The organism is Deinococcus piscis (assembly GCF_014653275.1).
In the GTDB taxonomy this organism is placed as follows: Bacteria; Deinococcota; Deinococci; order Deinococcales; family Deinococcaceae; genus Deinococcus; species Deinococcus piscis.
Genome location: NZ_BNAL01000005.1, coordinates 1 through 12,881, shown reverse-complemented (window position 1 = coordinate 12,881; position 12,881 = coordinate 1). Strand labels below are relative to the sequence as shown.

Sequence of the window (12,881 nt, the reverse complement as noted above, 5' to 3'; positions counted from 1 at the left end):
CAGTATGCGGCCATGGCACCGGGCGCGGGCTTTACCTGAGCCGCACCTCCCACTCGGACGTCACCGCGTAGGGCTGAAATCCCAGCGCCGCGTTGAGCGCATTCATCGCAGCGTTTTCCTCGGCCACATTGGTTCTGATGTGCTCAGCACCCGGAGCCGCTGCCTGTAGCCAACGCACCATGTCGGCCTTGACCCAGCGGCCCAGGCCCTGGCCCCGGTTGCCCCGGCGCACAGCGGTGGCTCCCTGATACACCAGCGCGGCGCGGTCTGGCCCCCAGTAGGTTTCGCTGTAGGCGACCAGCTCCCCTGTGCGCGTGTCCTCTGCCGCCACCAGAAAGCGGATTTCGCCGTCCAGCGCCACCTGCGCCTCACGCTCGCGGATGTGCTGCGGGGTGTAGACCAGCTCGCCCTGTTCCGAGTCACCCCTGGGCATATCGTTGATGACCGCTTGCAGGTCGGCCATGCGCTCCAGGTACTCGTCCGGCACGCGGGTCCAGCGGTGCAGGCGGTACGGATCAGCGCCAGAAACAGAGTCAGGGCGGGCGGTCCAGGCCCCCAGCAGTGTGTCCGGCACGGCGCGCAGGTCCAGGCGCACCGCAGCGTTGCTCAAGGTCTGGCGGAATCCAGCGCCCCGCAGAAACTGCACGTGGCCTGGATAGCGGTCCACGCCCCACGACCCAATGACGCTGACGCCCCGCGCCTGAGCCTCCGCTCTGGCAAGCGGCCAGAGCGCCGCCCGCAGCGCTGGGCCGTGCCCCGCGTCCTCAGCGCTGGGGTGGGTGAGCAAGTAGAGAGCGACCCAGTGGGTGTTGTGTTTATGGCTGCCGGTCAGCTGCGCCCAGGCCAGGGCAGTTTCGCCGCTGGCGTCATCAAAGACGGCCCAGTTCACGCGCCACTCGCTCTGCGGCCCCGCAAACAGATTCTCGGCTTCGGCGGCGGGCGCGAGCGGCGGCTCGGTGGGCCAGCTGCGGCGGTAGCGTTCGCTGATGAGCTGACCCACACTCAGGCGCTGCGTGGGCGTGACGGTATCGGGCGTGATGACGGCGGCAAAAAATTGGGTAGACATACAGTCTGCCTCCAGACAAATAGAAAAAGGGCGGCGCGATGTGCCACCCTCTGCATTTGTCTGACAGGCCAAGTCAGTTCAGGCCGTCAGGTCGGGTGGCGCGGACAGTAGTTTGAATGTTGTCGTCCATACGTCACCTCTGAAATCAGGGCCGTGATTTGACCGCATTGGGGTGCAGTCAGGCCCACATGAGCCGCAATCTAGCAGCCTATGCCTAAGCCTGCAAACCTAGCCCTGCAAGCTGTTCACATAGTAGTTGCCAATAAAAAAGGTCATGGCCGTGAACGCCAGTGAAGCGGCGGTCAGGCCCGCTGCCATCCTGGCGCGGGACGCTTCCGAGCGGTGAGGCAGCCAATAAAACAGCATCAGCAGGCCCACCGCGCCCACGCCACCGAGGTAGTGGACATATTTTTGCAGCACGCCCATGCCCTGGTCCAGCAGCTTGATCCCAATCAGCGCCTGAACCAGCAGCGCCACTTGCAGCGCAATCATCGAGGCCGCCGCTGCCGGGGTCAATTGGCCGCGCCGGGCACCCAGCAGGGTCAGCAGTGCCGTGACCAGGGCCACGAGCAAGGTCACGCCACCTACCGCTTGATGCAGCGCCGGTTGAATGATGAATTCGTCCATATGTTCTTTCCTCCTATCGTTACCGGCTGGTCTGACCGTTACTGGCTGGCCTGGAATGGCCGCTGCGGCAGCCGAAGCAGAAGTCTAAGCCGGTGTTCTTACTTACCGTACGGTAGGCAGAGAGAGAAATCAAGGGGACGTCGCTCCAGCCAGCGCAATCCAGCCTGCCTCCCCGTTCCTCATCCGTCCAGCCGGTACACTGTCTCTCATGCAAGCTGTGTACTTCTCTCAACAATTCTTGGGCGCTGGCCCCGAGCGCGAGCCAGACGACTGGGGGCCAGGATGTTAAGCCCACGCCTGTCCGAGCTGGTCAGTGAATTTGGAATGGTCGAGCGTGCGCTGGGTGACCCGGCGGTGCTGGCAGAAGGTGGGCGCGAATATGCCCGGCTGACCCGCCGTCACCGCGAACTTTCGCCGCTGGTGAACCTTTACCGTGAGTACGAAGCCCTAACCGCCGAGCAAGAAGGCAGCCGCGAGCTGCTGGCCGACCCCGAACTGCGTGAGATAGCGCAGGCCGAGCTGGAGCGCATTGACACGCGCCTGGGCGAGCTGAAAGGCGAGCTGGAACTCCTGCTGCTGCCCACCGACCCACTCGACCCGAACGACGCCATCCTCGAAATTCGCTCGGGCGCGGGCGGAGCCGAAGCGGCCCTGTTCGCCGCCGACCTGCTGCGGATGTACTCGCGCTACGCCGAGGCAGCGGGCCTGCGCCTAGAAGTGCTGGACAGCAATGAAAGCGATCTGGGCGGCTTTGCCAAAGTGGTCTGCGAGGTAACGGGCGACTACGCTTACCGCACCTTCAAGTGGGAAAGCGGAGTCCACCGGGTGCAGCGCGTCCCAGCCACCGAATCCCAGGGCCGCATCCACACCAGCACCGTGACGGTGGCGGTCTTGCCTCAGGTGGAGCAGAGCGAGGTGCAGCTGGACCTGAGCGAAGTGCGCATTGATGTGTTCCGCTCGCAGGGCGCAGGCGGCCAGAGCGTGAACACCACCGACAGCGCTGTGCGGGCCACCTACCGCGCCGGAACCCCCGACGAGATCATGGTGGTCTGCCAAGATGGCCGCAGCCAAATCAAAAACCGCGAAAAAGCCCTGATGATTCTGGCTTCGCGCCTGGCCGAGCGTGAGCGCGAGCGGCAGCAGGCCAGCGAGCGCGAAGCCCGCTCCAGCCAGATCGGCAGCGGGGACCGCAGCGAAAAGGTCCGCACCTACAACTACCCCCAGAACCGCGTGACCGACCACCGCCTGGAAGGTGACACCAAGAATTTCCCGCTAGAAACGGTCATCGGTGGCCGCCTGGAAGACCTGGTGGGCGCTCTGGCCCGCAGCGAACGTGAGCGGCAACTGCTGGAACTGGCCGACGCCGACGCCGGGGCAGATGGGAGCGCCCAGCGTGCCTCGGCGTGACCTGCTGGTGGCCGCTGGGATTCTGCGTGACCGCTTTGGCCGGGTGCTGCTGGTCGGCAACGACTGGCAGGGTCAGGGCCGGGTCCGCTATACCCTGCCGGGCGGCGTGGTTGAGCCAGGCGAGACGCTGCTCGAAGCGCTGTACCGCGAAATCTGGGAAGAAACCGGCCTCAAGCTGACCGGAATTCAGCACATGGTGTACACCGTTCACATCGAGGATGAGCGCCGGGGCGAGCGGGCCATTGCCGTGGCGTTCGAGGCCACCTGGGAGGGTCTGCTCAACCCCAGCGACCCCGACGGCTTTATCACCGAGGCCCGCTTCTGTACTCCGGAAGATGCCAGCGAGCGGCTGGACTCGCCCCCTATGCGTGAACCCCTGCTGGACTACCTGCGCACCGGCGAACCGGGCCGCTTCTATGCCTTCAAGGGCTGGGACGGACGCGGCGGGCTACGCATTCCGGCCCTCAGAGGCTGAGCCTGGGCTGAGGTTCGCTTCTGGCGGCTGCGCGGAAGCCACAGCGAGCGCCCAAGGCAGCAGACAGCCCACCTCTTCTCGCCACGTGCCAAAGGAAAAGACCCCCTTGACTCCACCCGACTCCACCACCTACGAAGCCCCTCCTGGCCGCCTGGACGCCGCCGCCGCCGAGCTGACCGGCCAGAGCCGTTCGCAGGTGGCGGGCTGGATTGCGGCTGGCCTGGTCCAAGTGGAGGGCCGGGCCGTGACCAAAGCAAGCCACCGGCTGCGCGGGGGCGAAACTCTTACCGTCTCGCCTCCGCCGCCCGCCGAACTGACCGTAGCGCCAGAAAACCTCCCACTGGACATCTTGTTTGAGGATGACCACCTGATTGCGGTCAATAAGCCGCCCGGCATGGTCACGCACCCGGCCCCTGGCCTGGTGAGCGGCACGTTGGTCAATGCCCTGCTGGGCCGCATGACGCTGCCGCAGCAAGAGGACCACGACAGCCCAGCAGGCTACCGCCCCGGCATCGTGCACCGGCTGGACAAGGACACCAGCGGCGTCATCGTGGTTGCCAAAACGGTGCAGGCCCACGCGGCTTTGAGCGGCAGCTTCAAGGCCCGCGAGACGCAGAAGGTCTATCTGGCGATTGCGGCTGGCGAGTGGAAAGCGGCGGGACCGGCGAGTGTGGACGCCCCAGTGGGCCGCCACCCGGTGCAGCGCCAAAAGATGACCGTGGGCGGCGCACATCCCCGTGAAGCGCAGACCCGTTTCATTCCACTCGCCGCACATCCGGATGGGCACGGGCGCACGCTGGCCCTGGTCCGCTGTGAGCCGCGTACCGGGCGCACCCACCAGATTCGGGTACATCTGGCGCACCTGGGCAGTCCGATTCTGGGCGACACAGTCTATGGCCGCCCCAGTGAAACCATGCCCCGTCAGGCACTGCATGCCTGGCAGTTGACTGTGCCACATCCCCTCACACAGCAGCCGCTGCACCTGCTGGCCCCCCCACCGGACGACCTGCTGGAAGCCTGGGTGGCCGTAGGCGGCACGCTGCCCGCCGAGCTGCATGAGCTGGAATGACCGTGCGCTGGCATAACTAAACTGTGCCCTTACCCGCAGGAACAATGAAAAAACCGCTCCAATGGAGCGGCTCTTCTTGGGGCACTCTTCTTTTCTTTTAGGGCACTATCCCCGGCGTCCTAAAGTCAGGCGCTGGGCTGCTCGGCGGGCTCAGCAGACTCGGCTGCCTCACTGGCCGGGGCAGCGGCCTCAACGGCCTCAGCTGCGGCAGCTGCAGCATCTTCGGCGGCATTCTGCGCTTCGATGTCCTCCACCTTGACATTCTTCTTGACCGCGCCGGGCTTGGGAGCCATGACCATGTTCATGTCCATGCCCATCATGCTGGGGCGGCTCTCGGGGGTGCCGATGTCTTGCAGGGTTTCGGCCACCCGCACCAAGATGCGCTCGCCCAGCTCAGGGTGGGTGCGCTCACGGCCACGGAACATGATCGTGACCTTGACCTTGTGACCAGCTTCCAGAAAGCGGCGGACATGATTGGTCTTGGTCTTGAAGTCGTTGTCGTCAATCTTGACGCGGTACTTGATGGACTTGACTTCTTGGGTACGGGCCCGCTTGCGGTTTTCCTTCTCGTTCTGCTGCTGCTCGTAGCGGAAGCGGCCATAGTCGAGCAGTTTGCAGACCGGCGGCACAGCCTGCGGGCTGACCATCACCAAATCCAGATTCTTTTCGCGCGCCATTCTTAGGGCGTCTCTGGTATCGATGATTCCGACCTGCTCTCCATCCGCCCCAATCAGGCGAATCTGACGGACTCTAATCTGCTCGTTGACCTTATGATCTTTCGCTATAGCTATCACCTCCGCACGCCACTTCCGCACTGTGCGCTTTGGCACTACGCTCTTTGGCACTGGGCGCGGGAGCAGCGGCTATTGTCTCTTTTTGGCCAGTACGGCCTTCTTCAAATCCCTGTGGCCCGGTTGCCACACGGTCCCTGCTGCCAGTCAGAGGAACCAAACGGAGCTCAGTTTAGCACGGCCTCTTTGCAGCCCGGTTCTTGCCCGGCCACTCCGGCATGGCTGCTTTGGTCCGGGCTCTGGGCTTCAGGGCGGTCTTGTGCCGCGTCCGTGCTGAGAACTGCTCTAAACTGCTGCGCATGGACATGAAACGTCTGATGAAGCAAATGCAGCAAGCCCAGAGCGCCGCCAACCGCATCCAAGAAGACCTGGCGGGCAAGACGGTTGAAGGCACCGCCAGCGGCCTGGTCCGCGTGACCATGAACGGCCACGGCAAAGTTCAGAGCCTCAAGATTGACCCCAAAGCCGTGGACGGCGACGATGTCGAAGCGCTTGAGGACCTGATTCTGGCCGCCATTCAGGACGCGGCTGGGCAGGTAGACGACTTGCAGCAGGAAGCCACACGCGGCCTGTCTATCCCTGGCTTCTGACGCCTGCCTCTGCTCAGGCTCCCTCAAGCCCCTACCGCCCGGGTGGGGGCTTTTTTGTGGGAGGACGCCACGGCCCAACTTCCCCACACTGGCCAAACTTCCCCGCACTGGCCAACAATCGCGCCGCGCCCCAGACGCTACGCTGTTGCGGTGAAATATCCCCCCAGTCTGGTCGCCCTGATCCGTGAACTGTCGCGCCTCCCCGGCATCGGCCCCAAGAGCGCCCAGCGACTGGCCTTCCACCTGTTCGAGCAGCCCAGCGAGGACATTGAGCGGCTATCAGCGGCCCTACTGGCGGCCAAATCCGAGCTGCACACCTGCCCGGTATGCTTCAACATCACCGACGCCGAGCTGTGCGACGTGTGCAGCGACCCTGCCCGCGACCAGAATCTGATCTGTGTGGTAGAAGAACCGGGTGACGTCATCGCCCTGGAGCGCAGCGGCGAATATCAGGGCCTGTACCACGTCCTACACGGCGTCCTAAGCCCCATGAACGGCGTAGGCCCTGAGCAGCTGCATATCAAGGAGCTGCTGCCCCGCGCCCGCGAAGGTCTGGAAGTGATCTTGGCCACCGGGACCACCGTGGAAGGCGACGCCACCGCGCTGTATTTGCAGCGTCTGTTGGAGCCGCTAGGCGCAGAGGTCAGCCGCATCGCCTATGGCCTGCAGGTGGGCTCGGCCCTGGAATACGCCGACGAAGTAACCTTGGGCCGCGCCCTGCTGGGCCGCCAGAAGATTCGCAGCTGAGCGAGAAACCAGCCTCACCCGGTGAACAGTTCCACGCCGACTGCTGGCAAGGCGCTGACAACTGACTCCTAGATTAAGCGCATGTTAAGCGCCCAAGACCTCCTCGTGGCCCTCAAACTTCTGCAACATGACGCACCGACCCACTCGCACACCCTGCTCGGCAAGCCGCTGGGCCTCAGCCAATCTCAGGTGCAGCAAGCCTACGAGCACCTGACCGACGCCCGCTTGCTGCGTCCCGGCACTTGGTCGCCCGTCCGGGCCGCGCTGGTCAATGTGCTGGTCAAGGGTGTGCCCTATTTCCTGCCTGCACCGCAGCAAGGGGATCAGCTGGTCTGCGGCGTCGCCACCGGCTGCGGGGCCGTGTCCTTGCCGTGTGTGGAGACGGCCCCGCTGGTCTGGCCGTACGCAGGGGGCGAGTCGGAGGGGTTCCCCCTCACGCCACTTTGCCCCGAAGCAGTCACCGCGGCCCAGCGTGACCCGGAGCTGCACCGCCTGCTGGCCCTGACTGACCTGGTCCGCAGCCACCGCTCTAGCCTCAAGGAACGCAGTGTGGCGGCCCAGCGACTGGAGCAGGCCATCTTGGAGCCGGTGGCCGCCTACTAGGTCAGCAGTTCAGCACTTGCCAGCTCAGTTCTGTCCTAAGCCTTCCCCGCGCCCGCACCAGCGCGTCAGGGGCTACACTGGGCCGAGTGACAGACGCCGTTTCCCCCCCTTCTTCCTTGTCTCCCCTGGGAGCCGTACCCCCGCCAGGACCAGAATGCATTCACCTGAGTGCCGCAGTCCTGCCGGATGAACTGGCCCGCTACGCCATCGGGCTGGCCAACGCACGGGGGGGCACCATTCTGGTGGGAGCCGGCGAAGATGACGGCGTGCAGGACCTGCACCCGCTGATGCTGACCCACGCCATCTTCGAGCTGTCGGGCGGGCGGCTGAGTGTCAATGTCCAGAGCCACCGCCAGCCGGGCGGGCGCGAAGTGCTGTCTGTATTCGTGCCGCGTGCGCCCTATGTGCTGTCGGACCCCGGCGGCGCCGTGCTGGCCTGGAACGGACAGCATCTGGTGCCGGTGTCGCAGACCGAAGCCGAGCCGGTGGCGGACGTGGACTACACCGCCACCATTCCCCCCGACGCCTCGCTGGCCGACCTGGATACCGCCGAGGTGGGCCGCCTGCGCCTGTTCGCCGAGCGCAGCGGGGGGCAGCGGGCCGCGCCTATCGCTGGGCTGCCCGACATTGATTTTCTGCGGGAGCTGGGCCTGCTCTCCCCCAGCGGCGGAGCCCTGCGCCCCAACCTGGCGGCCATCTTGCTGGCCGGAACCCCAGCAGCCATCCGGGCCCACATTCCGCAGGCCGAAGTGTGCTTCTATCATCACCAGACGTTGGATGTGGAATTTCACTTCCGCGAAGACCTGGTGCGGCCCATCCCCGCCACGCTCAGCCGTCTGGCCGAGCTGATTCAGGCCCGCAACCGCTTTACGCCGGTGCAGGTGGGGCTGTTCCGGATCGAGGTCTGGGAGCAGGACGAAACTGTATACCGCGAGGCCCTGCTCAACGCCCTGACCCACCGCGACTATCAGTCACGCGACGCCGTGCACGTGCATCTGTACCCCAACCGGCTGGATATCCTCAACCCCGGTGGGCTGCCGGGCGGTATCACACCGGGCAACATCCTGCGGCACCAGCCCAAGCGCCGCAATCCCCTGCTGGCCGAGGTGCTGGCTCGCCTGGGACTGATTGAGCAAGCCGGTGTGGGCGTAGACAAGATGTTTGGCCTGATGCTGCGCCACGGCAAAGAACCGCCCGAGTTCACCACCTACCCCGACGCGGTGGAGCTGAGCCTGCACTCGATGGGGTTTGACGCCGAGTTCGTGCGCTTTGTGGCCCGCAAGCAAGAAGAACTGCAAACCTTGTCGCTGGACATGCTGATTGTGCTGAGCGTGCTGGCCCGCGAGGGCGAAGCCACCCGCGCGGCGCTGGCCCGCGCCCTACAACTGGCCGAAGACCGCACGCCCCGGCTACTGCGCCAGATGGAAGACATCGGGCTGATTGAGCGAGCAGGCGTCGGCCGGGGTATCGCTTACCTGCTGGGCGCTGAGGCCCGTGAAGCGCTTCAGCGGGCCAATCTGCGCCAGGCCATGCAGGCTCCAGTGGCTGCGCCTGTGCCTGCGCCGGCTGCGGCCTTGGCAGAGCGTGGCGCGCCCAACTTTTGGGCAGGCGGCTGGGGCAAATCAGTGCCCACCACGGCGCTTCAGAGCCAGCAGGTGCCGGCTGTATCTGCCGCAGCGGCTCCCCATCAGCCAATTCCCGAGCAGCCATTTCCCAGCCAGCCAGTTCCCAGCCAGCCCGCTCCGTCCACCGCCGCTCCTGCCGCTCAACCGCCGCACCCTGACCTCACCGACCTGCCGGCAGCCGAGGCGGCCCACCTGCACGGCCCCAGCCGCGCCGAAATCCGCGCCATCGCCCTGGCCCTGGCCCGTGAGCGGGGCAGCGTCTGCAACGCCGACCTGCGGGAAGCCTGCGGCCTGACGCAGCCGCAAGCCTGGCGGGTGCTGCGCGGCCTGGTCCAAAGCGGGCACCTGGCCCGGACCGGTGGGGGGCGCAGCGCCGCTTATCAGCTGCCCAGGCGCGGGGAGTAGCGCCACCGGCCCGCAGCACAGAAGACTCACCAGAACGCCTGAAGGGGGCCTCTGTGTCAGTCTTCTGTGTGCCAGCTGACTGGGTGTTAATCTGTCGCCATGACTCATCAGCCGGGGCAAGGGCCCGTTCAAATCACTGCCGAAGAAATTCAGGCCCGTATTCAGGAACTGGCGCGCAAGATCGAAGCTGACCACGTGGGAAGCGTCCCGCACCTGATTTGCGTCCTCAACGGCGCATTTCCCTTTTTTGCCGACCTGGTCCGTGCCATTCAGATGCCGGTCACGGTGGACTTTTTGCAGGCCAGCTCTTACGGCGGCGGCCAGGAATCCACCGGCGAGGTCAAACTGGTCAAGGACCTGCAATTCCCTATCAAGGACCGGGACGTGATTGTGGTGGAGGACATCGTAGATACGGGCCTGACCCTCAGCTACCTGATGAGCTACCTGGAGGGCCGCCATCCTTCATCGCTGCGCATCGCCTCGCTGCTGTCCAAGCCCTCGCGCCGCAAGGTCGAAATCACCATCGACTATCTCGGCTTTACCATTCCCAACGCTTACGTCTACGGCTTTGGTCTGGACCGCGCCCAACTGGACCGCAATCTGCCCTTTATCACTTCGGAAGAACCGTCCGGCGACGAGTAAAGCTGTCCTCAGCCTTTAAGCCCTACGCATCAGCCCCGCCGACACGGAATGGCGGGGCTTTCCTATTGATCAGGCCACAGATGATTAGGCCACAGGACTCAGGTCACGGGACCCGCCGGGCCACGGCTCTCCCAGGTTTCCAGCAGCCCTTCAAGGTGGGCGTCGTCATTGAAGCCCAGCAAGGTGCCATGCTCCGCGCCCAGCATCACGCGGGTCAAAGAAGCGTTGGCCACCGACAGGCGCGACCAGACCTGGCGGCCTGCTTCCTCGCCCAGCGCCAGGCCCACGGCCACCCGCACCAGACCGCCGTGGGTCACCACCAGCACCCGCTGGCCCGCGTGCCGCTCGCGCAGCGTGTCAAATACCAGGCGGCTGCGGCTGAACAGGTCATGCATGCTCTCGCCACCGGGCCGGGGCGTGTCCCAGGGGTCGCGGTGCAGCGCCTCCAGATACTCAGGGAAGCGCTGCGCGATTTCCCCAGACGTCAGGCCCGCCAGCTCGCCCACCTGAATCTCGCGCAGCCCCGGCTCCAGCTGCACGGCTGGCGTGCCTTCCAGGACCGCTGCCAGGCCCTCAGCGGTCAGGCGGGCCCGCTCCAGATCACTGGAATACACCGCTGCAAAAGGCTGTCCAGCCAGCCGCCCGGCCAGTGAGGCCACCTGCTGCTCACCCAGAGGACTCAGCGGCACATCGGTCTGGCCCTGATAGCGGCCTGACGCGTTCCAGCTGCTTTCAGCGTGCCGCACCACCCAGAATTCGGCGGATGCGCCGCCCCCAGGCAACTGAAAGCCAAAAGGGGCGCGGCGCGGTTGCTCTGCCTTAGCCAAGGCTGCCGCCCTGTCCCTTCACCATTTCACCAATCACCCAGGGCTGCTCGCCCGCCCCACGCAGGGCCGACAGCGCGGATTCTCGGTGGGCGGCTGGCACGATAAACAGGAAGCCCACGCCCATATTCAGCGCCCGGAACGCTTCCTGTCGGTCCACCTCAGAGCGCTGTACAATCAGTTCAAAGACGGGCGGCACGGTCCAGCTGCTCAGGTCCACCTGCATACCGATGCCCTCAGGGAAGACGCGGGGTGGGTTGTCCACCAGGCCGCCGCCCGTGATGTGGCCCATGCCGCGAACGTCCACGCCCGCCGCCTCCAGCGCGTCAAAAGCCCCCAGGTAAGCGCGGTGGGGCACAGTGAGCAGGTCTTCGAGGCGTTCGCCGTTCAGGTCGTCCCTGGCTTCCTGCCAGTCCAGGTCATCCAACGCCATGCGGGCCAGCGAGTAGCCGTTGGTATGCAGCCCACTGCTGGGGAGCGCGATCACCGCGTCGCCTGCCTCGATCCGCTGCCCGTCAATCAGGCGCGGGCGGTCCACCGCACCCACGATGGTGCCCACGATATCCAGCTCGCCTTCCACGTAGACACCGGGCATTTCGGCCGTTTCGCCGCCCAGCAGGGCCACACCGAGCGCCTCGCAGGCCTGGGCCGCACCCGTCACGACTTCGGCCACCCGCTCCGGCGAAAGCTGGCCCATCGCCACGTAGTCCAGAAAGAACAGTGGGCGCGCCCCCTGCACCAAAATGTCATTCACGCAGTGGTTGACAATGTCCTGGCCCAGCCCCCCAAAGCGCCCGGTCCTCACCGCCACCTTGGTCTTGGTGCCTACGCCATCGGTGCTCGCCACCAGCACCGGGTCTGCCATGTCCTTCAGACCGCTGAGGCTGAACAGGCCACCGAATCCGCCGATGCCGCCCAGCACGGCAGGCGTATGGGTGCGGGCTACAGCGTCCTTCATCAGTTCTACGGCGCGGTGGCCGGCGTCAATATCCACGCCGGCGCGGGCGTAAGCGCTTTTCTGCTCGTCTCTGGCATCCATTGGCCTACAGCATAAAGGATGGATAAACCTAGTGGGCCTGCCCCTTCAACTGAGCTGCTGGCGAAACCGCTGTACCGTGACTGGCTGCCCACCTCGCTCCACTTCTTCCAGACCACCCGGCACGGCCTGAAAGCTCAGCTTTTCCAGCACCCGCGCTGAAGCGGGGTTGTCCAGCGCGGCGACAGCTTCTACCTCACGGATACCTGCCGCACGGGCCAAAGCCAGCGCCTGCCGAACTGCCTGCGTAGCGTAGCCGCGCCCAGGCACCTCCTCGGCAAAGCGGTAACCCAGCACGGCGCGGCCTGCCTGAACCCGCGTGAAATTGACCCGGCCCACCAGCTTGCCTGCACTGTCCCGGACCAGATAAGGCAGTGTTTCGCCGCGCTTCAGCTCAGCCAGCAGGGCACGGTGACGCTGCGCAAACTCGGCAAAAAAAAGCGTCGCCCCGGTCCCCAATGGTGCGCGCAAAAAAGGAGCGGTTCTCCCCCTCAAAGGCGAGCAGATCAGCTTCGTCGGCAGCGGTGAGGGGCTGAACGCTGAGGGACATGGGCGCAGTATGGCACTGACCTGCATTCAGGCTTTCTCCATTCAGGGCAGCGCGTCGTAGTACACCTCCTGTGCGCTGACCACGTAGCCCTGGGCCTGTAGGGCGGGCACCTCAGCCTCCGTTGCCACAACGTGAAGCACCGAATCCTGGTCGTGGTCTATCAGGGCGGCTTCTGCCAGCGCGACCAGCTCGGCGCGGCTGTACTGCACCGAGTGGGCGGCACACAGCCGGTACAGGTGACGGTTCTCCAGGCAGCGGGTGCCACCGATGTCCAAGACGGTGTGGCCGGGCCGCACATACCACAGCGCCGGAATAAACTGGCCGCCCATCACATGCTTGACTGTGTCCCAGCCGAGTTCTAGAGCATTTGACATAAGAATATTCCAGGATAGGCGTGGGTCATCCAGGCGGAAATGTCTTGTGT

The 12,881-nt window shown here is 65.3% G+C and carries 15 protein-coding genes; 8 read left to right on the top strand and 7 right to left on the bottom strand.

The features are described 5' to 3' along the window. Window positions 1-31: 31 nt before the first annotated feature. Both IE158_RS03105 and IE158_RS03100 read right to left on the bottom strand, forming a co-directional pair. Entirely contained in the window at window positions 32-1,066 is a 1,035-nt protein-coding gene (locus IE158_RS03105) for a GNAT family N-acetyltransferase (protein WP_189642217.1), read from the bottom strand. 228 nt (window positions 1,067-1,294) lie between these two features. Beyond that, the gene (locus IE158_RS03100; RefSeq protein WP_189642216.1) at window positions 1,295-1,693 is read right to left on the bottom strand and encodes a hypothetical protein; all 399 of its coding nucleotides are present in this window, start codon (window positions 1,691-1,693) and stop codon (window positions 1,295-1,297) included. Between the two features lie 282 nt (window positions 1,694-1,975). On the opposite strand from IE158_RS03100, the gene prfA reads away from it, so the two are divergent. The 3 genes from prfA to IE158_RS03085 all read left to right on the top strand — a co-directional run bounded on the left by prfA (window position 1,976) and on the right by IE158_RS03085 (window position 4,644). Beyond that, complete coding sequence (gene prfA, locus IE158_RS03095) at window positions 1,976-3,100, top strand: peptide chain release factor 1 (protein ID WP_189642215.1); 1,125 nt, start codon at window positions 1,976-1,978, stop codon at window positions 3,098-3,100. After that, entirely contained in the window at window positions 3,087-3,575 is a 489-nt protein-coding gene (locus IE158_RS03090; protein ID WP_189642214.1) for an NUDIX hydrolase, read from the top strand. The genes prfA and IE158_RS03090 overlap by 14 nt, the downstream gene beginning before the upstream one ends. Window positions 3,576-3,681: 106 nt before the next feature. Next, entirely contained in the window at window positions 3,682-4,644 is a 963-nt protein-coding gene (locus tag IE158_RS03085; protein ID WP_189642213.1) for an RluA family pseudouridine synthase, read from the top strand. A gap of 125 nt (window positions 4,645-4,769) precedes the next feature. Here the strand turns inward: IE158_RS03085 and infC are convergent, their stop codons facing one another. Then, the gene (gene infC / locus IE158_RS03080) at window positions 4,770-5,438 is read right to left on the bottom strand and encodes a translation initiation factor IF-3 (protein ID WP_189642292.1); all 669 of its coding nucleotides are present in this window, start codon (window positions 5,436-5,438) and stop codon (window positions 4,770-4,772) included. 296 nt (window positions 5,439-5,734) lie between these two features. Here infC and IE158_RS03075 point away from each other — a divergent pair, with 296 nt between their 5' ends. The 5 genes from IE158_RS03075 to hpt all read left to right on the top strand — a co-directional run bounded on the left by IE158_RS03075 (window position 5,735) and on the right by hpt (window position 10,047). After that, a complete protein-coding gene (locus tag IE158_RS03075) occupies window positions 5,735-6,025 on the top strand; it encodes a YbaB/EbfC family nucleoid-associated protein (RefSeq protein WP_189642212.1) in 291 nt (96 codons plus the stop codon). 150 nt (window positions 6,026-6,175) lie between these two features. Next, on the top strand, window positions 6,176-6,772 hold the full coding sequence (gene recR / locus IE158_RS03070) for a recombination mediator RecR (protein WP_189642211.1): 597 nt from the start codon (window positions 6,176-6,178) through the stop codon (window positions 6,770-6,772). Between the two features lie 81 nt (window positions 6,773-6,853). Then, window positions 6,854-7,375, top strand: a complete 522-nt coding sequence (locus IE158_RS03065; RefSeq protein WP_189642210.1) for a hypothetical protein — start codon at window positions 6,854-6,856, stop codon at window positions 7,373-7,375. Between the two features lie 86 nt (window positions 7,376-7,461). Continuing rightward, the gene (locus IE158_RS03060) at window positions 7,462-9,405 is read left to right on the top strand and encodes an ATP-binding protein (RefSeq protein WP_189642209.1); all 1,944 of its coding nucleotides are present in this window, start codon (window positions 7,462-7,464) and stop codon (window positions 9,403-9,405) included. A 99-nt stretch (window positions 9,406-9,504) separates the two neighbouring features. Next, window positions 9,505-10,047, top strand: coding sequence for a hypoxanthine phosphoribosyltransferase (gene hpt / locus IE158_RS03055; protein ID WP_189642208.1), 543 nt, complete (start codon window positions 9,505-9,507; stop codon window positions 10,045-10,047). A gap of 98 nt (window positions 10,048-10,145) precedes the next feature. On the opposite strand, the gene IE158_RS03050 is transcribed toward hpt, so the two are convergent. The 4 genes from IE158_RS03050 to IE158_RS03035 form a co-directional block, all read right to left on the bottom strand. After that, a complete protein-coding gene (locus IE158_RS03050) occupies window positions 10,146-10,874 on the bottom strand; it encodes a histidine phosphatase family protein (RefSeq protein WP_189642207.1) in 729 nt (242 codons plus the stop codon). Continuing rightward, complete coding sequence (gene purM / locus IE158_RS03045) at window positions 10,867-11,910, bottom strand: phosphoribosylformylglycinamidine cyclo-ligase (protein WP_189642206.1); 1,044 nt, start codon at window positions 11,908-11,910, stop codon at window positions 10,867-10,869. The genes IE158_RS03050 and purM overlap by 8 nt, the downstream gene beginning before the upstream one ends. Before the next feature lie 45 nt (window positions 11,911-11,955). After that, a complete protein-coding gene (locus tag IE158_RS03040) occupies window positions 11,956-12,378 on the bottom strand; it encodes a GNAT family N-acetyltransferase (RefSeq protein ID WP_229838860.1) in 423 nt (140 codons plus the stop codon). Window positions 12,379-12,498: 120 nt separating this feature from the next. Further along, entirely contained in the window at window positions 12,499-12,831 is a 333-nt protein-coding gene (locus IE158_RS03035; protein ID WP_189642205.1) for a hypothetical protein, read from the bottom strand. Window positions 12,832-12,881: the final 50 nt, after the last annotated feature.